Here is a 22,638-nt window from a genome sequence, read left to right on the forward strand (position 1 = left end):
TGATCATTGCGTGGAGAATGGAACGTAGGAGCCAGAACGGGCGTTCCATGAACGCGGGGGTTGATCAAGTGGGGGGCGGAGGGGCGCACACAGGGGTGCGTTCCGCAGGGGACCACGGCAAGGGCAAGGGGCCGCATCACCATGGCTGGACTCACAACAGGTGGGCCGAACGTGGATGTCAGCCTGCTGTACGAGATCAACGGAGTCGCCCGGCACGCCCCCGCGTGGCTGGACCGGGTGGTGAGCCTGGCCGGGGAGTACGGGATCCTGCTGGCCCTGGTGCTCCTGGTCCTGTGGTGCTGGCGCGGAACCCGCCGACAGGACGGGGCCGGCACCGTCGAGACCTTCGCCGCGCTCGTCTGGGCCCCGCTGGCCGCCGGAATGGCGCTGCTCGTGAACGTGCCGCTGCGTGAATTCGTGGGGCGGTCGCGGCCGTTCCGCCAGCACGAGGGCCTGCAAGTGATCGATCCCAGCTTCGGGTGGGGGCTCGGGCGCACCGAGTTCTCCTTCGTCAGCGGCCACACCACGCTCGCGATGGCCCTGGGCGTAGGCCTGTTCGTGGCGAACCGGAAGTTCGGCCTCCTGGGGATCGGGCTGGCCTTCGCCGAGGGCCTGTGCCGGGTCTACATGGGCATCCACTACCCGACCGACGTCATCGGCGGCCTCGCGCTCGGCACCGCCGTGGTGCTCCTGCTCGCGCCGCTCGCGATGGCGGCGCTGACCCCGCTGGTGCGGGCGGTGGCCCGGTCCCGGCGCGGTGGCTGGCTCGTACGGGCCAAGAACCCGGCGCTGCCCCGGCCGGTCGGCCTCCCGCAGGCACCGACGCCGCCCGCGGGGCAGCGTACGCACGAGAGCGACCTCGCCGCCTGACGGTGCACCCGGTGCGGCCGGGATCAGCTCTGCGCGTACGCATTCCATACGACGAGCAGCGCGGCCGCCAGCAGGCACAGCAGCGCTGCAGCGAAGAACACCCGCACCGCCTTCGGTCGGGAGCGCGTCCGGGACCGGGTACGGGACCGGGCGCGGGTCCGGGCGCGGGTCCGGGGCATCAGGGATCGCCGCCGTCGGTGTCGCGGCGGTAGCGGGAACGCAGCCACCAGCCGGTCGCCGCTGCGGCGGCCGAGGTGAGCCCGACGGCCAGGGCCACGTCGGCCGGGCTGTCCGCCGAGCCCACGGGGCCGGCCCAGGCCGCGGCGGCCGGGGCGGACACGATGAGCAGGGCCCAGAGAAGGGTCGCGAGGCGGGCTGCGGAACCTGGCATGGATCAAGGGCATCCGCTGCGGCGCGCTCCGGCCAGCCGGGCGGTCCGAACGGTCTAGCTACGCCTCCGCGTGGCGGGTCGCGTCCCTGCGGGCCAGGTCGCGGGAGCGGCGGGCCGGACCGCTCCAGCCGCACGTGCAGACGGCCAGACAGAACGATCCGCGGTCGGCGGTGGATGTGGTGTGGCCGGCCGGTGGCTCCGGCTGTGCGTGCGGCCGGGGGAGCGGCAGGGAGTCAAGCGGAGGGACCAGTCTCGCTTCGGTGTGCGGTTCCACAGGTCCACGGTACCGGGGCGGGCGGCGCGCGGGGAGGGTGCGCCCCCGTGACGGGAAACCCCGGACCTCGTTAAGCGGAGCGGGTGGGGGCCTCGGGCAAGCAGCGGTCATGCGTTGGGGGTTGGCAGGCGATGGTGGATCACCAGCTCAGGCGGCCGCGCGGGCGTGCGGGTGAGGCGGTGCTCGCTGCCGGCGTCACCCTGGCCGTCACGACGATGACCGGGTGCGCGGGCGACGCGGGCGACGGCCGGCCTCCGGTAGACGCGGCGGCGGTGGTCCGCGGGGCCGCCGACGCACTGGCGAGAACCGGCAGTGCCCGGGCCCGTACGGCCATGGAGATGGCGACGGGCGGCACCCGGGTCACGATCCGCGGTGAGGGCGGGGTCGACTTCAAGAAGCGGATGGGCCAGCTCCTTGTGATGCTCCCGGCCGATGTGAAGGGCAAGGCCGAGCACCGGCCCATCACGGAGCTGCTCGTACCGGGCGCGCTCTACATGAAGAACCGCGGCGCGGGCGTTCCGGACGACAAGTGGGTCAGGGTCGACACGACGACCCTGAACGACGGGAACCTGGTCACGGGCGGGGCCACCGATCCGCTGGTCGCGGCCGAGCTGCTGAAGGGCGCGCAGGAGGTGACGTACGTGGGGGAGACCGAGGTGGCGGGCACCAAGGTGCGGCACTACCGGGGGACCACCGACATCGGGCGGGCCGCGCGGAGCGCGTCGCCGGAGGTGAGGGGTGCACTGGAGGCGGCAGCGAAGGGGTTCAGCACGGACACGGTGCCGTTCGACGCCTACCTGGACGAGGAGGGGCGCTTGCGGAAGGTCAGGCACCGGTTCACGTACGTCAACAATGGCGTGATCGATGTGTCCTCGACCACGCTGCTGTACGGGTTCGGGACGCCGGTGACCGTTGTATTGCCCGCAAACGAGGACATTTACGCCGGGAAGATCTCCGACTAGTGGGGCGGGCGGGGGACGGGCGGCGCGATCGGGCCACGGCCCGGTATCCGGAAATGGTCCATCCGTGTCATGCGGGGGACGGCACGGCCTCCCTACGCTGAGAAGCCGGGCGCCGGCGCGTGGTGCGGTGCGGTATGACCGATGACGGCCGGTGGCCGGTGGCAGATTGAGGTGACACGCGTGACTCCCGCAGGCGGTACGACGGTGCAGGACCACGTTGCTCTCGCCGAGATCGAGTTGTGCGGTGAGCTGATCATCGCCGCCTCGGCGGCCGCGGAGGAGCGGCTCAGCCTGGACCGCATCGACGAGGTCCTGCTCGGGTCGTAGTCGGTCCTCGCCTCCCGGCGGGGGTGCGGGTGTGCCGCGCCGTCTGTAGGCTGCCGCGCCGCTGCTGGAGCTCCGCCCCAGACCCCGCGCCTCAAACGCCGGCGGGGCTGGAGGGTGCGCGGGGTCGGGAATGGCGGGGCTCGGGTTCGCCGGTCAGGTGCGCAGGAGGCGGGCGATGGCCTTGGTGGCTTCCTCGACCTTGGCGTCGATCTCGGTGCCGCCCTTGACCGCGGCGTCGGCGACACAGTGCCGAAGGTGTTCCTCCAGCAGCTGGAGCGCGAAGGACTGCAGTGCCTTCGTGCTCGCCGAGACCTGGGTGAGTATGTCGATGCAGTAGACGTCCTCGTCGACGAGCCTCTGGAGGCCGCGGATCTGGCCCTCGATCCGGCGCAGCCGCTTGAGGTGCTCGTCCTTCTGGTGGTGATAGCCGTGGACGGCTCCGGAGCCCTCCGCCTCGATGGTCGTCATACGTCCTCCCGTGGTCCGGAACGAGGGGTGCATGCCGAACGCATACCCCTCATGGGTATAGGATACTGGGCTCCGCCGTGCAGGGCAGGGGGCCATGGTCCTCACTCTGCCCGATGGAGCACACTGGGGAACGGCCGGTTAGCCGTGGCAGGGGGATGCGCCTAGCATCAGCCTGACCGAATCCAATGCACCCCGAGGACCTCACGTGCGATTTCGTCTGACCCCCAGGGAGACGAGCTTCTACGACATGTTCGCCGCATCCGCGGACAACATCGTCACGGGCTCCAAGCTCCTGATGGAACTGCTCGGAGCGGACTCCTCCGCCCGGGCCGAGATCGCGGAGCGGATGCGGGCAGCGGAGCACGCGGGGGACGACGCCACTCACGCGATCTTCCACCAGCTGAACTCCTCCTTCATCACGCCGTTCGACCGCGAGGACATCTACAACCTGGCCTCGTCGCTCGACGACATCATGGACTTCATGGAGGAGGCCGTCGACCTCGTCGTCCTCTACAACGTGGAGGAGCTCCCCAAGGGTGTCGAGCAGCAGATCGAGGTGCTGGCGCGGGCGGCCGAGCTGACCGCGGAGGCCATGCCGCACCTGCGGACGATGGACAACCTCACCGAGTACTGGATCGAGGTCAATCGCCTTGAGAACCAGGCCGACCAGATCCACCGCAAGCTGCTCGCCCAGCTCTTCAACGGCAAGTACGACGCCATCGAGGTGCTGAAGCTCAAGCAGATCGTCGACGTGCTCGAAGAGGCGGCCGACGCGTTCGAGCACGTTGCGAACACGGTGGAGACCATCGCGGTCAAGGAGTCCTGAACCTCGTGGACACCTTTGCTCTGGTCGTGACCATCGGTGTCGCGCTCGGCTTCACGTATACGAACGGTTTCCACGACTCGGCGAACGCGATCGCGACGTCGGTCTCGACGCGGGCGCTGACCCCGCGGGCGGCGCTGGCGATGGCGGCCGTGATGAACCTCGCCGGCGCCTTCCTGGGCAGCGGCGTGGCCAAGACGGTCAGCCAGGGCCTGATCGAGACGCCCACCGGCTCCACGGGCATGTGGATCCTCTTCGCGGCGCTGGTCGGCGCGATCGTCTGGAACCTGATCACCTGGTACTTCGGGCTGCCCTCGTCCTCCTCGCACGCGTTGTTCGGCGGCATGGTCGGTGCGGCACTGGCCGGCGGCACGGAGGTGATCTGGTCGGGGGTCCTCGACAAGGTCGTCATCCCGATGTTCGTCTCGCCGGTTGTCGGTCTGGTCGTCGGCTACCTGGTGATGGTGGCCATCCTGTGGATGTTCCGCCGGTCCAACCCGCACAAGGCGAAGCACGGCTTCCGTATCGCGCAGACGGTCTCGGCGGCCGCGATGGCGCTCGGCCACGGTCTGCAGGACGCGCAGAAGACGATGGGCATCGTCGTGATGGCCCTGGTCATCGCCGATGTGCAGAGCGCCGACGCGCCGATCCCGGTCTGGGTCAAGGTCGTGTGTGCGGTGATGCTGTCGCTGGGTACGTACGCGGGTGGCTGGCGCATCATGCGTACGCTCGGCCGCAAGATCATCGAGCTGGACCCGCCGCAGGGCTTCGCGGCCGAGACCACCGGCGCCTCGATCATGTTCGGCTCGGCGTACCTCTTCCACGCGCCGATCTCCACCACCCACGTGATCACCTCGGCGATCATGGGCGTGGGCGCGACCAAGCGCGTGAACGCGGTCCGCTGGGGCGTCGCCAAGAACATCATCCTGGGCTGGTTCATCACGATGCCGGCCGCGGCCGTGGTCGCTGCGCTGTGCTTCTGGGTCGTGGACCTGGCGTTCGTGTAGCCGGAGCCGTCCCTTGCTGGGGGTCCGGGGGTCGTCCCCCGGGGGATGCAGTATCACGATGCCGGCCGCGGCTGTGGTCGCTGCGCTGTGCTTCTGGGTCGTGGACCTGGCGTTCGTGTAGCCGGAGCCGTCCCTTGCTGGGGGTCCGGGGGTCGTCCCCCGGGGGATGCAGTATCACGATGCCGGCCGCGGCCGTGGTTGCTGCGCTGTGCTTCTGGGTCGTGGACCTGGCGTTCGTGTAGCCGGAGCCGTCCCTTGCTGGGGGTCCGGGGGTCGTCCCCCGGGGGATGCAGTATCACGATGCCGGCCGCGGCCGTGGTTGCTGCGCTGTGCTTCTGGGTCGTGGACCTGGCGTTCGTGTAGTCCCCGGACCGGTCTGCGGACGAAAAGCGGGCCGGCTCCCCCCACCCAGGGGGAGCCGGCCCTCTTTCTTTCTTTCGCCTTGCGGTGGCACCGCCATGCAGCACCGCAGGACGCTTGTCCCGGTCTAGCCGAAGCGACCCGAGATGTAGTCCTCGGTCGCCTGGACGGACGGGTTCGAGAAGATCCGGTCCGTGTCGTCGAGCTCGATGAGCTTGCCGGGCTGGCCGACGGCCGAGAGGTTGAAGAAGGCGGTGCGGTCCGAGACGCGAGCCGCCTGCTGCATGTTGTGCGTCACGATGACGATCGTGAAGCGCTCCTTGAGCTCGCCGATCAGGTCCTCGATCGCCAGGGTGGAGATCGGGTCCAGGGCGGAGCAGGGCTCGTCCATCAGCAGGACCTGGGGCTCGACCGCGATGGCGCGGGCGATGCACAGACGCTGCTGCTGGCCGCCGGAGAGGCCGGAGCCGGGCTTGTTCAGGCGGTCCTTGACCTCGTTCCAGAGGTTGGCGCCCTGGAGCGACTTCTCGACGATGTCCGTGAGCTCGGACTTCTTGAAGTTGCCGTTCAGCCGCAGGCCCGCCGCCACGTTGTCGAAGATCGACATGGTGGGGAAGGGGTTCGGGCGCTGGAAGACCATGCCGACCGTGCGGCGGACCGCGACGGGGTCGACGCCGGTGCCGTACAGGTTCTCGTCGTCCAGCAGCACCTTGCCCTCGACGCGGCCGCCGGGGGTGACCTCGTGCATGCGGTTGAGGGTGCGCAGGAAGGTGGACTTGCCGCAGCCGGAGGGGCCGATGAAGGCCGTTACGGAGCGGGGCTCCACGGTCATCGAGATGTCGTCGATGGCCTTGTGGGTGCCGTAGAAGGCGGACAGTCCGGAGACGTCGATTCGCTTCGCCATGAGGGGGTCACTTCGCTTTCATGAGTCGCGTCAGCGACCGGTCTTCGGGGCCTTCCAGCGGGCGATGCCGCGGGCCACCAGATTGAGGATCATGACGAAGGCGATCAGGACGAGCGCTGCGGCCCATGCCCGGTCGTAGGAGGCTTCACTGCCGACCTTGTACTGCTCCCAAATGTAGAGCGGGAGCGAGGACTGGGCGCCTTCGAAGGGGTTGCCGTTGATCAGCTGGGAGCCGAAGACCAGCAGCATGATCGGGGCGGTCTCGCCGGCGATGCGGGCGACGGCCAGCATCAGGCCGGTGGAGATGCCGCCGATGGCGGTGGGGAGCACGACCTTGAGGATCACGCGCCACTTCGGCACGCCGAGGGCGAGGGCGGCCTCGCGCAGCTCGTTCGGGACGAGCTTGAGCATCTCCTCGGTGGAGCGGACCACGACCGGCATCATCAGGATCGACAGGGCCATGGCGCCGGCGAAGCCGGACGGGCCGAAGCCGAACATCAGGTTCCAGGTCGTCAGGATGAACAGGCCCGCGACGATGGAGGGGATGCCGGTCATGACGTCGACGAAGAAGGTGACGGACTTGGCGAGGTGGCCCTTGCCGTACTCGACCAGGTAGACGGCGGTCAGCAGGCCGATGGGGGCCGCGATCAGCGTGGCGAGGGCGACCTGCTCGATGGTGCCGAGCAGGGCGTGGTAGACGCCGCCGCCCTCGTCGAAGCTGGTCACGCCGTTCATGGAGTGGCTGAGGAAGTTGCCGCTCAGGAGCTTCAGGCCGCGGCTGATCGTGGTCCACATCAGCGAGAGCAGCGGGATGACCGCGAGGACGAAGCAGACCCACACGAGGGAGGTCGCGACGCGGTCCTTGGCCTGGCGGCGGTTCTCGATCACCGCGCTGGCGGTGTACGTGACGGCGATGAAGAGCAGCGCCGCGAGCAGACCCCACTGGATCTTGCTCTGGAGGCCGAAGGCGAGGCCGATGCCGCAGCCGAGGGCGATCGAGAGGGCCGCGATGGCCGACGGGGCCCAGCGGGGCAGGCCGCCGCGGGTGAGGCCGGCGGGGGCGGCGGACTTGCGGTCCCGGGTGGGCCGCTGGTCCTGGATTGCGTGGCTCATCAGGCGTTCGCCCCCGAGAAGTCCTTGCGGCGAGCGATGATCAGGCGAGCGGCACCGTTGACCAGCAGGGTGAGCAGGAAGAGGACGAGACCGGAGGCGATCAGCGCGTCGCGGCCGAACTCGTTGGCCTCGTCGAACTTGGCGGCGATGTTCTGTGCGAACGTGCCGCCGCCCGGGTTCAGGATGTGGCCGGAGATCAGGAAGCTCGGGGAGAGGACGGTCGCGACGGCCATGGTCTCGCCGAGTGCGCGGCCGAGGCCGAGCATCGAGGCGGAGATGACGCCGGAGCGGCCGAAGGGCAGCACCGACATGCGGATGACCTCCCAGCGGGTCGCGCCGAGGGCCAGGGCGGCCTCCTCGTTCATGCGCGGGACCTGGAGGAAGACCTCGCGGCTGACGCTGGTCACGATCGGCAGGATCATGATCGCGAGCAGGATGCCGACGGTGAAGAGCGAACGGGCCACGCCGACCTGGGTCTTCTCGAACACGTACGTCCAGCCGAGGTACTCGTCCAGCCAGAGGTTCAGGCCGTTGAGTTGCGGGACGAGGAAGAGGGCGCCCCAGATGCCGTAGATGATCGACGGCACGGCGGCCAGCAGGTCGACCACGTAAGCGAGGGGCGCGGCCAGCTTGCGCGGCGCGTAGTGCGAGATGAACAGGGCGATGCCGACGGCGATCGGAACCGCGATGGCCATCGCGATGATCGAGCTGACGACGGTGCCGAAGAGCAGGACGGCGATGCCGAAGACGGGCGGGTTGGCCGACGCGTTCCAGTCGAAGGTGGTGAGGAAGTTCCCCTCGTTCTTCGACAGGGCGGTCGAGGCGCGGTAGGTGAGGAAGACGGCGATCGACGCCATGATCACCAGGAGCAGGATGCCGGAGCCCTTGGAGAGCCCGGCGAAGATCTTGTCACCGGCGCGGCCGGTGGATCCTCCGCTACGGGTGACAGGCGGAGCCGTGTCTATCTGGGTGGGTGTGGTGGAAGCCATGGTCTTTCCGGTCTGTGTGGGGGGCAGGCCCCCTGGCGGCGGTGCACCGGATTCCCCCGGGTGAAGGGGAGGGTCCCGGGGCCGGGCCGCCCCCGGACGGGGGAGCGGACCGGACCCGGGGTCAGGATCAGCCGAGGGTGTTGATGACCTCGCGGACCTTGGTGTTGATCTCGGCCGGGATCGGGGCGTAGCCGTTCTCGAGGAGGACCTTCTGGCCGGCGTCCGAGGCGGCGTAGTTCAGGAAGGACTTGACGGTCGGGAGCGTCTCGGCCTTGTTGCCCTTGTCGCAGACGACCTCGTAGGTCACCAGGACGAGCGGGTAGGCGCCCTCGGCCTTGGTGGTGTAGTCGAGCTTGAGGGCCAGGTCGGAGCCGGTGCCGGCGACCTTGGCGGCGGCGATGGCCTTGGAGGCGTTCTCACCGCTGGCCTTGACCGGGGCGGAGGCACCCGTGTTCAGGTCGACGGTCTTGATGTTCTGCGAGCTGGCGAAGGAGAGCTCGAAGTAGCCGATCGCGCCGTCGACCTGCTTGACCTGGGCGGCGACCTGCGCGGAGCCGGAGGCGGCCTGGCCACCCGGAGCGGCCCACTTCTTCGCGGGCTCGTACGGCCAGGCGTCGGGGGCGGTGGCCTTCAGGTACTTGGTGACGTTCTCGGTGGTGCCCGAGTCGTCGGAGCGGTGGAAGGGCTGGATGGCGGTGGAGGGAAGCGTGACGCCCGGGTTCAGCTTCTTGATCGCCTCGTCGTCCCACTTCTTGATCTTGTCGTTGAAGATGTTGGCGACCGTGGCGGCGTCCAGGTTCAGCTTGTCCACGCCGGCGACGTTGAAGCCGAGGGCGACGGGACCGCCGACCATCGGCAGGTTGATGCCCTGGCCACCGGTGCAGATCTTCTTCGACTCCTCGACCTGCTCCGGCTTCAGCGCCGAGTCGGAGCCGGCGAAACCGACGCCGCCCTGGTTGAAGGCGACGATGCCCTCACCGGAGGAGGAGGACTTGTAGTTCACCTCGACGCCGGAGCAGGCGGCCATGTAGTTCTTGATCCACAGCTCGATCGCGTTCTTCTGCGCGGAGGAGCCGGAGGCCAGCAGCTTGCCCTTGGCGTCGTCGCACTTGATGTCGCCCGCGGCGGCCGCGGAGGGCTTCGCCGAGCCGTCGGCGGTCTTGGTGTTGTCGTCCGAGCCGCACGCCGTGAGGACCAGGGCGCCGGACACGACAAGCGCACCGAGGGCGGAGGCACGAAGCATGTTCTTGCGCTGAAGCTTCACTTTTCGGGTGTTCCTTCCAGAAGCCGCCGGCCGCTTTCTGTATCGGGGCGGCGTGCGAAGAGGACTGCGTCGGTTGTGCGCGGCTGAGCGGCTCGACTTCCGGGCGACTCGCTCCGTGCATCACCGAAATTAGGCAGAACAGGTGAAGCAGCCGACCGGGGAGAGTGAACGGATGGTGAACCGTGGCGGACGACCCGGTGCGTTCCGGTCCGGTCACCCATGGCCGTCATCATCCGTTATCCGTACGTTATCGCGGCGTGACCGCGGGTTCGGGGAGCCAGATGTGCTGGAACTCGAGACGGGCGGCCTCGACCTCGTGGCGCTGGTCGGCGTGCAGGACGCCCAGGGCGTAGGCCGTCGCCGGGGCGATGCGCGGGGTGCGGGCCGCCGTCGCCGAGGCGGTCGCCGCCTCGGCCGCGTCACGGTGGCGGTCGAGGGCCTCGCCCGCGGCCGCCGGCCGGGTCACGTCCTCGCCGAGCGCCTCCCGCGCGTAGCGGTGGACCCGCAGCAGGCGGCGTACCTCGTGCCAGGGCCCGTCGTGGTCCGCGTTGTACGGATGGGCCCCGTCGACCGGGGGCAGCGCCGCGACCGCCGCCGACAGTCGGGTTTCGGCCACGGCGGCCAGCGGAACGAGCACCTCCGGCACCCGACCCCGGGCCGCGACCGCGTCCAGCGGGACCTCCGAGGCCAGCACCGCCACCGCGTCGGCCACCGCGTGGAAGCGGGAGGAGCCGAGCGCCTGGAGGGTGGCCGAGTGGGCGCGCGTACGGGCCAGGGTCAGCTGCCGTTCCAGCAGTGCGCCCGCGCGTGCCGAGCCCACCGTCAGCGCGCCGGCCGAGCTGCGCGGCGCCGGCAGTTCCGGGGACCCCGACAGCCGGTGCAGGGCGTCCATCAGCCGGGTCAGCCGGGCCGCGTACGCGTGCTCGTCGGCCAGGGTCGAGGACAGCCACACCAGCTCGGTGCGCAGCCCGTCGGCCCAGGAGGACTCGGTCACCACCCGGAAGGTGGCCAGGGATCCGCTGATGCGGCGCGCAGCCCCCCGCAGGCTGCGCGCCGCGTGGCTTCCTTCGGCGGCATCGGCCCCGCTCGTCGTGCTTTCACCGTGGAGGCGCAGCGCGCGCAGGAAGGCGGTGGCTTGGGCGCGCAGGTACGCGCCGAGCACGGCACCTGCGTCCGCCGTCGCCGTAATCGGGTCATGGTTTGGCTGAGCCACGCCGGCGCCTCCGGGCGTCTATGAGCGTCTCCTGTACGTGCCGCAGCGGCTGGCCGTCCGCATCCGTGCTGTGCCGGGTCCACTCGCCGTCCGGGCCCAGGTGCCAGGAGGAGGTGGCGTCGGACATCCCGGTTTCCAGCATCCGGTCCAGTGCCGCGCGGTGGGCCGGGTCGGCGACCCTGACCAGTGCCTCGATGCGGCGGTCGAGGTTGCGGTGCATCATGTCGGCGCTGCCGATCCACACCTCGGGTTCGCCGCCGTTGCCGAAGGCGAAGACCCGGGAGTGTTCCAGGAAGCGGCCGAGGATCGAGCGCACCCGGATGTTGTCCGAGAGCCCGGGGACTCCGGGGCGCACCGCGCAGATGCCGCGCACCCAGATGTCGACGGGCACTCCCGCCTGGGAGGCCCGGTAGAGCGAGTCGATGAGGGCCTCGTCGACGATCGAGTTCATCTTGAGCCGGACGTAGGCGGGGCGGCCGGCCTTGTGGTGGGCGGCCTCCTTGTCGATCCGCGCGATCAGTCCGTCCCGCAGCGAGCGGGGCGCCACCATCAGCCGGCGGTAGGTCTCGCGGCGCGAGTAGCCGGACAGCCGGTTGAAGAGGTCGGAGAGGTCCGCGCCGACCTGCGGGTCGGCGGTGAGCAGGCCGAGGTCCTCGTAGAGCCGTGCGGTCTTGGGGTGGTAGTTGCCGGTGCCCACGTGCGAGTAGCGGCGCAGCGTCTCGCCCTCCTGGCGGACGACGAGCGACAGCTTGCAGTGGGTCTTGAGGCCGACGAGCCCGTAGACGACGTGGCAGCCGGACTCTTCCAGCTTGCGCGCCCACTTGATGTTGGCCTGCTCGTCGAAGCGGGCCTTGATCTCGACGAGTACGAGGACCTGCTTGCCGGAGTCGGCGGCGTCGATCAGGGCGTCCACGATCGGGGAGTCGCCGGAGGTGCGGTAGAGCGTCTGCTTGATGGCGAGGACGTCCGGGTCGGCGGCGGCCTGCTCCAGGAAGGCCTGCACCGAGGTGGAGAAGGAGTCGTACGGGTGGTGCAGCAGGACGTCCCGCTCGCGCAGCGCGGCGAAGATGTCGGGCGCGGACGCGGACTCGACCTCGGCGAGGTCGCGGTGGGTGCCGGCGACGAACTTCGGGTACTTGAGCTCGGGGATGTCCAGCGAGGCGATCCCGAAGAGGGCGGTCAGGTCCAGCGGGCCGGGCAGCGGGTAGACCTCGGATGCGTTGACCTTCAGCTCCTGCACCAGCAGGTCCAGTACGCCCGGGTCGATGGACTCCTCGACCTCCAGGCGCACGGGCGGGCCGAAGCGGCGCCGCATGAGCTCCTTCTCCAGGGCCTGGAGCAGGTTCTCGGCGTCGTCCTCCTCGACTTCCAGGTCCTCGTTGCGGGTCACCCGGAACATGTGGTGCGCGAGCACCTCCATGCCGGGGAACAGCTCCTCCAGGTGCGCGGCGATGACGTCCTCCAGCGGGACGTAGCGCTGCGGGGAGGCTTCCAGGAAGCGGGACAGGAGCGGCGGGACCTTGACCCGGGCGAAGTGGCGGTGGCCGCTGACGGGGTTGCGCACGACCACGGCCAGGTTCAGGGAGAGGCCGGAGATGTACGGGAAGGGGTGCGCGGGGTCCACGGCCAGCGGGGTCAGCACCGGGAAGATCTGGTTGCGGAACAGGGTGAAGAGGCGGGCCTGCTCCTTCTCGGTGAGGTCGGGCCAGCGGATCAGGTGGACGCCTTCCTCGGCGAGGGCCGGGGAGATGTCCTGCTGGAAGCAGGCGGCGTGCCGGGCCATGAGCTCGCGCGAGCGCGTCCAGATGAGGTCCAGCACCTCGCGGGGCTGCAGGCCCGAGGCCGAGCGGGTGGCGACACCCGTCGCGATGCGCCGTTTGAGGCCGGCCACGCGCACCATGAAGAACTCGTCGAGGTTGCTCGCGAAGATCGCCAGGAAGTTGGCGCGCTCCAGCAGGGGCGTGGTGGGGTCCTCGGCGAGCTCCAGCACCCGTTCGTTGAAGGCGAGCCAGCTGCGCTCCCGGTCGAGGAAGCGTCCGGGCGGGAGCTCGTCGCCGTCCTTGTCGTCGTCGTAGGCGTCCAGATCCGCGTCGAGATCGGGCTCCAGGTCGACGTGCGGGCGGTGCGCGGAGATGGAGCCTATGCGGGCGTGGGCTCCGGTGACGGACCGGCCGGGGGCGGCGGCGGGGGTGTGAGACGGGTGCTGGGCGGGGACCTCGGTGGGGCCTGCGCTGGGCTGGTGGCTCATGACTCCATTCTTCCGCGCACGCGGCAGGACAGGCACGTCGGAAGCGTCGGCCGTCAGTCGGAGTCGGGGCTGCATTGGGGGAGAGTCGCAAGCGCTTCTGAATGCCTGGTTAATGGCGTGTGGCTTCCCGGGTCCGGATGGCGCACGAGTCGCCTCCCGGCGGGGTGGCGGGGGATGGTGCGCTCCCGCGTGCGCGGGTGCGGGTGGCTCCGCATGCGCGCGGGTCGGCGCCGGTGCGGGGGCTCCGCCCCCGGGCCCCCGCCGGGCGCTGCCCGGACCCGCGCCTCAATCGCCGGCGGGGCTGAAAGATCGGGGCTCCGCCCCCGGGCCCCCGCCGGGCGCTGCCCGGACCCGCGCCTCAAACGCCGGCGGGGCTGAAAACGGCGCGGCAGGGGCAGTCAGCTTTCGGTGCGGTACATCAGGTCGACCTCGTGGGTGGTGAAGCCGAGGCCCTCGTATACGGCCAGGGCCGCCGGGTTGTCGGCGTCCACGTAGAGCATGGCCGTCGGCAGGCCCTGGGCCGCCAGGTGGCGCAGGCCGATCGCGGTGAGGGCCTTGCCGAGGCCGCCGCCCTGGGCGCCCGGGCGGACGCCGACCACGTAGACCTCGCCCAGCTGCTCCGCCGCGTGGACCTTCGTCCAGTGGAAGCCGACGAGCTCGCCGTCGCGCTCCGCGAGGAAGAAGCCCTTGGGGTCGAACCACGGCTGCGCGATCCGGTCGTCCAGGTCGCGCTGGGTCAGCGAGCCCTGCTCGGGGTGATGGGCGAAGGCGGCCGCGTTCGCCGCGAGCCAGGCCTTGTCGTCGGTGCCGGGCACGAAGGTCCGTACGGTCACCCCCGGCGGGAGCACCGGCTCCGGCAGCGGGTCCCCGCCGGCCAGCGGCCGGCGCAGCTGGCGCAGCTCGCGGAAGAGGGTCAGGCCGAGCACCTGTGCGAGGTGCCGGGCGGCCGACTTGCCGCCGTGCGCCCATACCCGCAGCCGCTTGCCGGAGGCGGCCAGCAGGGCCGTGCCCATGGCCCGCCCGTGTCCGCGACCGCGCAGGGCCGGGTGGACGACGAGTTCGGCGGCCGGGGCCTCCACCGGGTCGGTGTCCTCCAGTTGCCCGTAGGCGGAGAGCCGGCCGCCCTCGGTGAGCAGGAAGTGCCGGATCCCCTCGCGCGGTCCGCCGCGCAGCTGGAGCCGGCCCTGTTCGGACACGGCGGTGGTGCCGTCGGTGCGCGCCGCGTCCTCGATCAGGTCGAGCACGGCGATCGCCTGTTCCTCCGTCAACTCGTCGAGGGTGTGAATCTGCCGTCCCGGCTCCAGGGCCGCTGCTGCGTCAGTCATGGCACGAGCCTACGACCGCTGTGGGTGACGGGCGGAGTGCGGGCGCGAGTCCTTCTTTTGTACGTAACCAACGCGATACCCCTACCCCCTGGTAGAGCTACGCGCGTTGACCTTAGGCTTCGGCGGACCTCCCACGTTCTACCGCTGTCGCATAAGGGGACTACATGTCAGTGACGCCACAACGGCACCGCCGAACCCGCCGGTTGACCCTCACCGCCCTCGCCGTCACGGCCGGGGCCGGGGCCATGGTCGCCGCCGCACTTCCGGCCGGTGCCGCGAGTGGTGGCGGTGCGGCCAAGAGCCGGACCGTCGATGTGCAGATGCTGTCGTTCAACGACTTCCACGGCACGCTGGAGCCCCCGCAGGGCTCGTCCGGCACCGTGACCGAGCGTCAGGCCGACGGCACCACGAAGGCCATACCCGCGGGCGGTGTCGAGTACCTCGCGACCAGCCTGCGCGAGGCCCGCAAGGGGCACGAGTACTCCGTCACGGCCGCGGCCGGCGACATGATCGGCGGCAGCCCGATGCTGTCCGGTCTCTTCCACGACGAGCCCACCGTCGAGGCGCTGAACAAGCTGAAGCTGGACGTCACCAGCGTCGGCAACCACGAGTTCGACGAGGGCAAGACCGAGCTGCGCCGCATGGCGTACGGCGGCTGCCACCCGGTCGACGGCTGCTTCGAGTTCGGCAAGGAGTACACGGGCACCGAGTTCAAGTACCTCGCCGCGAACGTCACCGACGAGAAGACCAAGCGTCCGCTGATGTCGCCCACCTTCATCTGGAAGAAGGGCGACGTGAAGATCGGCTTCATCGGCGTCACCCTGGAGGGCACTCCGGACGTCGTGACCGCCGACGGGGTCAAGGGCCTCAAGTTCGGCGACGAGGTCGAGACGATCAACAAGTACGCCGCCGAGCTGAACAAGCAGGGCGTGAAGTCGATCGTCGCGCTGATCCACGAGGGCGGCCTGCCCGCCAGCGGCGCGTACAACTACGACTGCAACGTCCCGGGGGCCGGCGCCGGCGTCTCGGGCGCCATCGTGGACATCGCGAAGAACATCGACCCGAAGGTCGACGCGCTGGTCACCGGCCACACGCACCAGGCGTACGCGTGTAACATCCCCGACCCGGCCGGCAACCCGCGCATGGTGACCTCGGCCGCCTCTTACGGCCGCGCGTTCACGGACACCACGCTGACGTACGACCGCCAGACCAAGGACATCGTCCGCACCGCGGTCTCCGCGCCCAAGCCGGTCACCAAGGCCGTCACCCGGGACGTGCCCAAGGCCCCGGACATGACCGAGCTGATCACCCGCTGGAACGCGCTCGCGGCCCCGGTCGCCGGCCGTCCGATGGGCTACATCTCGGCGGACATCGCGGGCCGCGGCTCCGAGGCCCCGGAGAAGCCGCTCGGCGACCTGATCGCCGACGCGCAGCTGGAAGCCACGGCCCCGGCAGCCAAGGGCGGCGCGCAGCTCGCCCTCATGAACCCGGGCGGCATCCGTGCCGACCTGGCCTACAAGGCCGCGGGTGCCGAGGGCGACGGCGTCGTGACGTACGGCGAGTCCTACACGGTCCAGCCGTTCAACAACCTGATGAACATCGTGGACCTGACGGGCGCGCAGCTGATCACCGCGCTCCAGCAGCAGGTGACCGGCCCGGTCAACGGCCCGAACCCGAAGATCCTCCAGGTCTCGAAGGGATTCACCTACACCCTGGACATGACGAAGACGGGCGCGGACCGCATCGTCGTGGACTCGGTGAAGCTGAACGGCGCGGCGATCGACCCCGCCAAGACCTACCGGGTCGCGATGAACGAGTTCCTCGCGGGCGGCGGTGACGGCTTCACCGTCCTGAAGGACCACAAGAACAAGCTGGTCGGCGTGCCCGACCTGGAGGCGTTCAACGCCTTCCTGGGCAAGTCGACGGCGGCGGCCCCGATCGCCCCACCGGCGGCGAACCGCATCACCGTCATCAAGTAACCCCCGCACACAGCGCGCCCGAAGGGGCGGTGGGCCGGTCGGCCCACCGCCCCTTCGGCGTTTCCCCGGGCACCCCCGTGGCGCGGGGACCGGACGGATCAGAGGGTGGCGAGGAACGTCCCGACCGCGGTGTGGAAGGCGTCCGGGTCGGTGAAGGGCACGAAGTGGTCGCCGTTCAGGGGGGTGTACGAGGTCTCGGGGCGGCGCGCGACCATCGCGTCGGCGGTGTCCTGGCGCAGGGCCTGGCTGTGGATGGCGTGGATCAGTACGGCCGGGCAGGTGCTCGCGAGCCAGGTGTCCCAGTGGTCGCCCCGGCAGGCCTCGATGGAGTCGAGCATGTCCCGGGGGTGGAACGGCAGCCGCCAGCCCTCGCCGGAGGGGAGCGGGCGCAGGGCTTGTTCGACGAACTGGGCGCCCACCGGACCGGCGGCTTCGAGGAGTTCCTCGCGGGTGGGGGCGGTGTACCGCATGCCGTGCAGGAAGTCGAAGAGGGGGCCCTCGGTGGTGGGGTGGATCTCGACGGTGGCGTCGACGTCGATGAGTGCGGAGATCCGGTCGGGGTGGGCGGCGGCGAGGTGGTAGGCGTTGAGGCCGCCGAGGGAGTAGCCGAGGAGGGCCACGGGGGCGTCCAGGCCGAGGTGGTCGAGGAGGGCGACGGCGTCGCGGACGTAGCCCTCGCGGCGGTAGTGCGGGGCCCGGTCGGAGCTGCCGTGGCCGCGCTGGTCGGGGGCGATGACCCGCCAGGCGTCGCCGAGGTGCGCGGCGAGTCCGGCGAAGGCGAGGCCCTCGGACAGGCCGCCGTGCAGGGCCAGCAGCGGGCGGCCGGTGCCGCCGGAGTCCACGTAGGACAGGGTGCGGTCGTCGATCTTCATCTCGTGGCGCTGCATGGTGGTCCTCCCCGTTTCGTCGATCGTCTGATCTGCCGGTGCTCGAAGCCTGCCAGTATTTGGGCAAGCGCGCAATACAATCGTCTTGCGCGCTTGCCCAAATTGGGGCGCGGCTACGATCCCGGCATGGGAAATCGCGAGGACCTGCTGGCCGGAGCGCGGCGCTGCCTGGAGGAGAAGGGCTACCTGCGCACGACCGTGCGGGACGTCGCCACGGCGGCGGGGGTGAGCATGGCCGCGATCGGCTACCACTTCGGATCCCGGGAGGCTCTCCTCAACCAGGCCCTGTTCGCCGCCATGGAGGAGTGGGCAGCGGGGTCCGGCCGGCTCACCGGTGAGGGCGAGACCGCGGGGGAGCGCTACGCCGACACCTGGGACCGCAAGATCCGCGACTTCGGCGAGATGCGCTGGCTCTGGCTGGCTTCCGTGGAGGCCTTCGTCCATGCGCAGTCCTCGCCCGAACTGCTCGCGATCCTCGCCGAGGGGCAGCGCCGCAACCGGCGGATGGTGGCCGCGGCCCTGCGCGGGGTGCCGCTGGAAGAGGTTTCCGAGGCGGACGTACGGGCCCTCGGCTCGATGCACATCGCGCTGCTCAGCGGGGTGATGGTGCAGACCCTGACCGATCCGGAGCAGGCTCCCGACGGCCGGGACCTCCTCCAGGGGCTGCGGTCCATGGTCGAGTTGCTCGAAAGCTGACCGCTACCGACAGGTAGTAATGCTGACGTGTGCACGCCATAATCCGGCCATCATCGGGTCGGCGGAGGGGCGGGCATGGGCATCGGCACGCGCACGGACACGGGCACGGGCATGCGCACGGAGACGGGCACGGGCATGGGCCGGCGGGCGTTCCTGGCCGGAGCACTGGCCGCCGGCACGGCCCTCGGACTGGGGGCCGCTCCGGCCTCGGCCGCGACGCTCGGCACCCAGGACTGGATGGCCGGCCTCGGCGACTCCACCGCCCTCCAACGCATGACCATCCCCGGCACCCACGACTCCGGTGCCACCAAGGGCGGCCTCTACGTCGCCTGCCAGAACACCTCGATCGCCCAGCAGCTCGACTTCGGCATCCGCTTCCTCGACGTCCGCTGCCGGGTCACGGGCGGCTCCTTCGCCATCCACCACGCGGCCTTCTTCCAGGACCTGATGTTCGGGGACGTCCTCGTCGCCTGCTGGAACTTCCTCGCCGCGCACCCCTCCGAGACCGTCCTGATGCGCGTCAAGCAGGAGTACTCCGGGGAGAGCGACGCCACCTTCCGCGCCGTCTTCGACGACTACCTGAACAACCGCGGCTGGCGACCCCTGTTCCGGATCGCCGACACCCTGCCCACCCTCGGACAGGCCCGCGGCAAGGTGGTCCTGCTCGCCGACAACGGCGGCCTGCCGGGCCTGCGCTACGGCGACGGCAACGTCTTCGACATCCAGGACGACTACAACACCGAGCCCTTCGCCAAGCGCGGCCGGATCGAGAACCACTTCCGCAAGGCCGTCCAGCAGCCCGGCAAGCTCTTCGTGAACTACGTCAGCACCGCGGCGTACATGCCGCCGCGCTGGAACTCCGACCGGCTCAACCCACAGGTGCACTCGTTCGTCGACGGCGGGGAGCTGACCGGCCGGACCGGCCTCGGCGTCGTCCCGATGGACTTCCCGAACACCCGCTCCGGCCTGGTCGCCTCACTGATCCGGCACAACTGACGGATCGGAGGGCGGCGGGGTCGGCGCCCCCGGGATGCGGAGCACCGCCTCCGTGCCCGGGCCGCCGTCGGCCGCCGCCCGCAGTTCGGCGCTGCCGCCCGCGCGCGCCGCCGTACGGGCCACGATCGACAGGCCCAGCCCGCTGCCGGGCAGGGCACGGGCCGACTCGGACCGCCAGAACCGCTCGAAGACGTGCGGAAGGTCCTCGTCCGGGATGCCCGGACCGTGGTCCCGTACGGTGAGCTCGCCCGCCCGCAGCGTCACCGCGACCGTGCCGCCCTGCGGGCTGAACTTCACCGCGTTGTCCAGGACGTTGACCACCGCCCGCTCCAGCGCCGCCGCCTCGCCCCGTACGTACCAGGGCCGCAGGTCCGAGTCGAAGCGCAGCTCCGGACCGCGCAGCCGGACCCGGGACAGCGCGGCCCCGGCGATCTCGTGCAGGGCGACCACCTGGAGCGGGCTCCCCGCTCCGGCGTCCGGTCGCGACAGCTCCTGCAGGTCGCCGATCAGCGAGGCCAGCTCCGTCATCTGCGCCTTGACCGAGGCCAGCAGCTCCCGCCGGTCGTCGGGCGGGATGGCCCGGCCGGTCTCCTCGCTGCGGGCGAGCAGCTCGATGTTGGTGCGCAGCGAGGTCAGCGGGGTGCGCAGCTCGTGGCCGGCGTCCGCGATCAGCTGGGCCTGGCGTTCCTGGGAGGAGGCGAGGGCCGCCGTCATCGAGTTGAAGGACCGCGACAGGCGGGCGATCTCGTCGTCGCCCGTATGCGGGATCCGTACCGTCAGGTCCTCGGTCCGGGCGATGTGCTCGACCGCGTCGGTCAGTTCGTCGACGGGCTGCAGTCCCGTTCGGGCCACCCACAGGCCGGCCGCGCCCGCGCCGACGGCTCCGATGCCGCACACCAGGAGCAGCACCCAGGCCAGGGTGGACAACGGCTTGTCGATGTCGGCGAGCGGTTTGGCGATGGAGACGCCGCAGCAGACCTGGCCGGTGTTGGGGGTCACCACCGGGAGCGTGTAGACGCGCATCTCGACGCCTTCGGAGGTCGTCACGGTCTGCAGGGTCTTGCCCCGCCTGCCCACCGCGATCTCCTTGTCGGCCTCGGTCACGGGCAGGGCGGTCGGCCCGGCGATCCAGCAGTGCCTGCCGCCGGGCAGGACGAGCTGGACGGTCGCGCCCAGGTTCCCGGCGATCTGCTGCAGGGGCTGCTGCGGCGGAGGGAGGCAGTCGTTCTGCACCAGGGTCCGGCTCACCTCGACGCTGACGTTCGTCGCCATCAGGGAGCGGTCCAGCTGGTCGCGCAGCTGGGTGCGGACCATCACCCAGGACACCGCCGCCACGGCCGCGACCGCGAGCGCCACCGCCACCGTGACCAGCAGGGCGAGGCGGGAGCGCAGCGGCAGCGCGCGGAATCTGGCCGTCGGGCTCACTCGGGCCCGCTCTCGCCGGCGCGTAGGGCGTAGCCGACCCCGCGCACGGTGTGGACCAGGCGCGGCTCGCCGCCGGCCTCCGTCTTGCGGCGCAGGTACATCACGTACACGTCCAGGGAGTTGGAGCTGGGCTCGAAGTCGAAGCCCCACACGGTCTTGAGGATCTGCTCGCGGGTCAGGACCTGGCGCGGGTGCGCGAGGAACATCTCCAGCAGCGTGAACTCGGTCCGGGTCAGCTCCACCGGCCGCCCGGCCCGGGTGACCTCGCGGGTCGCGAGGTCCATGCGCAGGTCGCCGAAGGTCAGGGCGTCCTCATGGCTCTCGCCGGCGGCCTGTGCGGTGGCGTAGGAGCTGCGGCGCAGCAGGGCGCGGACCCGGGCGAAGAGCTCGTCGAGTTCGAACGGCTTGACGAGGTAGTCGTCGGCGCCCGCGTCGAGGCCGGTGACGCGGTCGCCGACGGTGTCGCGGGCGGTGAGCATCAGGATCGGGGTGACGCTGCCGGAGGCGCGCAGCCGGCGGGCGGCCGTGAGCCCGTCCATCCGGGGCATCTGGATGTCCAGGACGATCAGGTCGGGGGCGTACGAGGCCGCCTTGTCGAGGGCGTCGAGCCCGTCGACGGCGGTCTGCACGGCGTACCCCTCGAAGGCGAGACTGCGGCGCAGGGCCTCGCGAACGGCCGGTTCGTCGTCGACGACGAGGATCCGCGCTTCGCCTTCGGCGGCGTTCATGGATGGGTCTCCCAGGAGTGGTGGTCGGCCGTGGAGTGCGGCCCGGAGGGCCGCCTCCAGCCTCGCACGGGCGGGTCAGAAGCTGGTGCCGAAGCCGTCGGCGGCGGCCCCGGCGCCGGAGCCGGTGCCCGTACCGGAGGAGCCCGCGCCGCCGGGGCCGCCCTTGCGCAGGGAGTCCAGGGCGGCCTTGATCGTGTCGACCGGGATGGCGAAGCCGAGGCCGACGCTGCCGGCGGCGGAGTTGCCGGAGGCGGGGGAGTAGATCGCCGACGGCATGCCCACGATCCGGCCGTTCATGTCGACGAGGGCGCCGCCGGAGTTGCCGGGGTTGAGGGAGGCGTCCGTCTGGAGGGCCTTGTACGCGGTGGTGTCGGAGCCGGTGTCCCCGTTGAACTGGCGGCCGCCGAAGGAGAACGGCCAGCTGTCCTCGCCCTGCTGGCGGCCCTGCGGGGACTGCTGCTCCGACTTCGGCACCTTCACCTCGCGGTTCAGCGCGGAGACGATGCCGCTGGTGACGGTGCCGGTGAGGCCGTCGGGCGAGCCGATGGCGACGACCTGGTCACCGACCTTGACGCCGCCGGAGTCGCCGAGCACGGCGGGCTTCAGCCCGGAGGCGCCCTGGAGCTTGATCAGGGCCAGGTCCTTGTCGGGGTCGGTGCCCACGATCTTGGCCGGGTACTTCTTGCCGTCGCTCATCGTCACCTGGACCTGGGCGGCGCCGCTCACCACGTGGTTGTTGGTGACGATCTCGCCGTCGGCGGTGAGGACGATGCCGGAGCCGGTGCCCTGGCCCGAACCGGTGCGGACGTCGATGCGCACGACCGAGGGGCTGACCTGCTCGGCGACTCCCGCGACGGTGCCGGAGCTGGACTGCGAGACGTTGGTGCCGTTGACCCCGCCGGTGCTGCCGGCCTGCCGGTCCATCAGCTGCTGGACGGCGGCCGCCGTGCCGCCGCCGACCAGGGCCGCGGCGAGCGCGACGGCGGCCAGCAGGGCGACGGGCCGCTTGGCCCGGGGTGCGGGGGCCGCGGCGTGGGCGGGCTGGTGGGGGCCGCCGCCCTCGCCCTCACCCCCGCCGACGCCGCCCGCGGCCGCCGGGACGGTCTCGCCCTGGATGACCGGCGGCAGGTGCGCCTCGTGCCAGCCGGGCGCGGCCGGCGGGTACGGGGGCGGCGGCGGGTAGGCCCCCGCCCCGGCCCCGGCTGCCTGTGTCAGCCCGTCGTGCCCGCGCTGCCAGTCCTCGCCGAACGGCGCGTGCTGGGCCGGGCTGTTCTCCTGCGGGTACGCGCCTTCGCGGCGGAAGCTGTCGGTCATGACACCGACTCTGGCCGCAGATCATGAGAGCTTCCTGAGTCAGGCCTGAGAAGCCCGACAGAACCGCCTACGACC

Annotated in this window: 22 protein-coding genes; 8 read left to right on the top strand and 14 right to left on the bottom strand. The window is 71.0% G+C overall.

Translation table 11 applies throughout. From position 1 onward, the window contains the following. The first annotated feature begins 141 nt into the window (after positions 1 to 141). Positions 142 to 870, top strand: a complete 729-nt coding sequence (locus tag OG386_RS23945) for a phosphatase PAP2 family protein (protein WP_328789820.1) — start codon at positions 142 to 144, stop codon at positions 868 to 870. A 23-nt stretch (positions 871 to 893) separates the two neighbouring features. Here the strand turns inward: OG386_RS23945 and OG386_RS23950 are convergent, their stop codons facing one another. Further along, on the bottom strand, positions 894 to 1,049 hold the full coding sequence (locus OG386_RS23950; protein ID WP_328789821.1) for a hypothetical protein: 156 nt from the start codon (positions 1,047 to 1,049) through the stop codon (positions 894 to 896). Continuing rightward, positions 1,049 to 1,261, bottom strand: coding sequence for a hypothetical protein (locus tag OG386_RS23955; RefSeq protein ID WP_266594959.1), 213 nt, complete (start codon positions 1,259 to 1,261; stop codon positions 1,049 to 1,051). The genes OG386_RS23950 and OG386_RS23955 overlap by 1 nt, the downstream gene beginning before the upstream one ends. A 405-nt stretch (positions 1,262 to 1,666) precedes the next feature. Between OG386_RS23955 and OG386_RS23960 the strand changes: the two genes are divergently transcribed. Then, positions 1,667 to 2,497: a hypothetical protein gene (locus OG386_RS23960; protein ID WP_443053189.1), complete on the top strand. Its 831-nt coding sequence runs from the start codon at positions 1,667 to 1,669 to the stop codon at positions 2,495 to 2,497. 141 nt (positions 2,498 to 2,638) lie between these two features. Continuing rightward, the gene (locus OG386_RS23965) at positions 2,639 to 2,824 is read left to right on the top strand and encodes a hypothetical protein (RefSeq protein WP_405787822.1); all 186 of its coding nucleotides are present in this window, start codon (positions 2,639 to 2,641) and stop codon (positions 2,822 to 2,824) included. 153 nt (positions 2,825 to 2,977) lie between these two features. Here OG386_RS23965 and OG386_RS23970 read toward each other — a convergent pair whose 3' ends face one another. Further along, positions 2,978 to 3,292, bottom strand: a complete 315-nt coding sequence (locus OG386_RS23970) for a metal-sensitive transcriptional regulator (RefSeq protein WP_030009310.1) — start codon at positions 3,290 to 3,292, stop codon at positions 2,978 to 2,980. 205 nt (positions 3,293 to 3,497) lie between these two features. On the opposite strand from OG386_RS23970, the gene OG386_RS23975 reads away from it, so the two are divergent. Together OG386_RS23975 and OG386_RS23980 are read left to right on the top strand one after the other, a co-directional pair. Beyond that, on the top strand, positions 3,498 to 4,118 hold the full coding sequence (locus tag OG386_RS23975; protein WP_008742369.1) for a DUF47 domain-containing protein: 621 nt from the start codon (positions 3,498 to 3,500) through the stop codon (positions 4,116 to 4,118). Between the two features lie 5 nt (positions 4,119 to 4,123). Beyond that, positions 4,124 to 5,122 carry an inorganic phosphate transporter gene (locus OG386_RS23980; protein ID WP_266594960.1) on the top strand — a complete coding sequence of 333 codons (999 nt, stop codon included), beginning with the start codon at positions 4,124 to 4,126 and terminating at the stop codon, positions 5,120 to 5,122. Between the two features lie 487 nt (positions 5,123 to 5,609). On the opposite strand, the gene pstB is transcribed toward OG386_RS23980, so the two are convergent. The 7 genes from pstB to mshD form a co-directional block, all read right to left on the bottom strand. Further along, positions 5,610 to 6,386, bottom strand: a complete 777-nt coding sequence (gene pstB, locus OG386_RS23985; RefSeq protein ID WP_030728551.1) for a phosphate ABC transporter ATP-binding protein PstB — start codon at positions 6,384 to 6,386, stop codon at positions 5,610 to 5,612. Positions 6,387 to 6,416: 30 nt separating this feature from the next. After that, the gene (pstA, locus tag OG386_RS23990; RefSeq protein WP_328789822.1) at positions 6,417 to 7,499 is read right to left on the bottom strand and encodes a phosphate ABC transporter permease PstA; all 1,083 of its coding nucleotides are present in this window, start codon (positions 7,497 to 7,499) and stop codon (positions 6,417 to 6,419) included. Next, on the bottom strand, positions 7,499 to 8,488 hold the full coding sequence (gene pstC, locus OG386_RS23995; RefSeq protein WP_328789823.1) for a phosphate ABC transporter permease subunit PstC: 990 nt from the start codon (positions 8,486 to 8,488) through the stop codon (positions 7,499 to 7,501). Before pstC ends, pstA begins: the two co-directional genes overlap by 1 nt. 127 nt (positions 8,489 to 8,615) lie before the next feature. Then, positions 8,616 to 9,752, bottom strand: a complete 1,137-nt coding sequence (gene pstS, locus OG386_RS24000; RefSeq protein ID WP_328789824.1) for a phosphate ABC transporter substrate-binding protein PstS — start codon at positions 9,750 to 9,752, stop codon at positions 8,616 to 8,618. A gap of 247 nt (positions 9,753 to 9,999) precedes the next feature. After that, on the bottom strand, positions 10,000 to 10,965 hold the full coding sequence (locus tag OG386_RS24005) for a CHAD domain-containing protein (RefSeq protein WP_328789825.1): 966 nt from the start codon (positions 10,963 to 10,965) through the stop codon (positions 10,000 to 10,002). Beyond that, positions 10,946 to 13,213, bottom strand: a complete 2,268-nt coding sequence (locus OG386_RS24010) for an RNA degradosome polyphosphate kinase (RefSeq protein WP_328789826.1) — start codon at positions 13,211 to 13,213, stop codon at positions 10,946 to 10,948. The genes OG386_RS24005 and OG386_RS24010 overlap by 20 nt, the downstream gene beginning before the upstream one ends. A 398-nt stretch (positions 13,214 to 13,611) precedes the next feature. Continuing rightward, positions 13,612 to 14,538, bottom strand: coding sequence for a mycothiol synthase (gene mshD / locus OG386_RS24015; RefSeq protein WP_266594967.1), 927 nt, complete (start codon positions 14,536 to 14,538; stop codon positions 13,612 to 13,614). A gap of 164 nt (positions 14,539 to 14,702) precedes the next feature. On the opposite strand from mshD, the gene OG386_RS24020 reads away from it, so the two are divergent. Further along, complete coding sequence (locus OG386_RS24020; protein WP_328789827.1) at positions 14,703 to 16,517, top strand: bifunctional metallophosphatase/5'-nucleotidase; 1,815 nt, start codon at positions 14,703 to 14,705, stop codon at positions 16,515 to 16,517. 98 nt (positions 16,518 to 16,615) lie between these two features. Here OG386_RS24020 and OG386_RS24025 read toward each other — a convergent pair whose 3' ends face one another. Continuing rightward, on the bottom strand, positions 16,616 to 17,404 hold the full coding sequence (locus tag OG386_RS24025; RefSeq protein ID WP_328789828.1) for an alpha/beta fold hydrolase: 789 nt from the start codon (positions 17,402 to 17,404) through the stop codon (positions 16,616 to 16,618). 126 nt (positions 17,405 to 17,530) lie between these two features. Between OG386_RS24025 and OG386_RS24030 the strand changes: the two genes are divergently transcribed. Both OG386_RS24030 and OG386_RS24035 read left to right on the top strand, forming a co-directional pair. Then, complete coding sequence (locus OG386_RS24030; protein WP_327384561.1) at positions 17,531 to 18,100, top strand: TetR/AcrR family transcriptional regulator; 570 nt, start codon at positions 17,531 to 17,533, stop codon at positions 18,098 to 18,100. Positions 18,101 to 18,211: 111 nt separating this feature from the next. Beyond that, positions 18,212 to 19,096: a phosphatidylinositol-specific phospholipase C gene (locus OG386_RS24035; RefSeq protein ID WP_328793333.1), complete on the top strand. Its 885-nt coding sequence runs from the start codon at positions 18,212 to 18,214 to the stop codon at positions 19,094 to 19,096. On the opposite strand, the gene OG386_RS24040 is transcribed toward OG386_RS24035, so the two are convergent. From OG386_RS24040 to OG386_RS24050, 3 genes are all read right to left on the bottom strand, one after another. Continuing rightward, positions 19,076 to 20,521, bottom strand: coding sequence for a HAMP domain-containing sensor histidine kinase (locus OG386_RS24040; protein ID WP_328789829.1), 1,446 nt, complete (start codon positions 20,519 to 20,521; stop codon positions 19,076 to 19,078). The genes OG386_RS24035 and OG386_RS24040 overlap by 21 nt on opposite strands. Beyond that, entirely contained in the window at positions 20,518 to 21,249 is a 732-nt protein-coding gene (locus OG386_RS24045; RefSeq protein WP_328789830.1) for a response regulator transcription factor, read from the bottom strand. The genes OG386_RS24040 and OG386_RS24045 overlap by 4 nt, the downstream gene beginning before the upstream one ends. Before the next feature lie 75 nt (positions 21,250 to 21,324). Next, the gene (locus OG386_RS24050) at positions 21,325 to 22,563 is read right to left on the bottom strand and encodes a S1C family serine protease (protein WP_328789831.1); all 1,239 of its coding nucleotides are present in this window, start codon (positions 22,561 to 22,563) and stop codon (positions 21,325 to 21,327) included. Positions 22,564 to 22,638 lie beyond the last annotated feature (75 nt).

This window comes from Streptomyces sp. NBC_00273, assembly GCF_036178145.1.
In the GTDB taxonomy this organism is placed as follows: domain Bacteria; phylum Actinomycetota; class Actinomycetes; order Streptomycetales; family Streptomycetaceae; genus Streptomyces.

Excerpts from the sequence above, each read along its gene's own strand:
- OG386_RS24035 (WP_328793333.1), top strand. The coding sequence starts at position 18,212 with ATGCGCACGGAGACGGGCACGGGCATGGGCCGGCGGGCGTTCCTGGCC.
- OG386_RS23950 (WP_328789821.1), bottom strand. The coding sequence starts at position 1,049 with ATGCCCCGGACCCGCGCCCGGACCCGCGCCCGGTCCCGTACCCGGTCC.
- OG386_RS24025 (WP_328789828.1), bottom strand. The coding sequence starts at position 17,404 with ATGCAGCGCCACGAGATGAAGATCGACGACCGCACCCTGTCCTACGTG.
- OG386_RS23970 (WP_030009310.1), bottom strand. The coding sequence starts at position 3,292 with ATGACGACCATCGAGGCGGAGGGCTCCGGAGCCGTCCACGGCTATCAC.
- OG386_RS24010 (WP_328789826.1), bottom strand. The coding sequence starts at position 13,213 with ATGAGCCACCAGCCCAGCGCAGGCCCCACCGAGGTCCCCGCCCAGCAC.
- pstC (WP_328789823.1), bottom strand. The coding sequence starts at position 8,488 with ATGGCTTCCACCACACCCACCCAGATAGACACGGCTCCGCCTGTCACC.
- OG386_RS23955 (WP_266594959.1), bottom strand. The coding sequence starts at position 1,261 with ATGCCAGGTTCCGCAGCCCGCCTCGCGACCCTTCTCTGGGCCCTGCTC.
- OG386_RS24030 (WP_327384561.1), top strand. The coding sequence starts at position 17,531 with ATGGGAAATCGCGAGGACCTGCTGGCCGGAGCGCGGCGCTGCCTGGAG.
- OG386_RS24050 (WP_328789831.1), bottom strand. The coding sequence starts at position 22,563 with ATGACCGACAGCTTCCGCCGCGAAGGCGCGTACCCGCAGGAGAACAGC.
- OG386_RS24045 (WP_328789830.1), bottom strand. The coding sequence starts at position 21,249 with ATGAACGCCGCCGAAGGCGAAGCGCGGATCCTCGTCGTCGACGACGAA.
- mshD (WP_266594967.1), bottom strand. The coding sequence starts at position 14,538 with ATGACTGACGCAGCAGCGGCCCTGGAGCCGGGACGGCAGATTCACACC.
- OG386_RS23960 (WP_443053189.1), top strand. The coding sequence starts at position 1,667 with ATGGTGGATCACCAGCTCAGGCGGCCGCGCGGGCGTGCGGGTGAGGCG.
- pstA (WP_328789822.1), bottom strand. The coding sequence starts at position 7,499 with ATGAGCCACGCAATCCAGGACCAGCGGCCCACCCGGGACCGCAAGTCC.
- OG386_RS23945 (WP_328789820.1), top strand. The coding sequence starts at position 142 with ATGGCTGGACTCACAACAGGTGGGCCGAACGTGGATGTCAGCCTGCTG.
- pstB (WP_030728551.1), bottom strand. The coding sequence starts at position 6,386 with ATGGCGAAGCGAATCGACGTCTCCGGACTGTCCGCCTTCTACGGCACC.
- OG386_RS23965 (WP_405787822.1), top strand. The coding sequence starts at position 2,639 with ATGACGGCCGGTGGCCGGTGGCAGATTGAGGTGACACGCGTGACTCCC.
- OG386_RS24020 (WP_328789827.1), top strand. The coding sequence starts at position 14,703 with ATGTCAGTGACGCCACAACGGCACCGCCGAACCCGCCGGTTGACCCTC.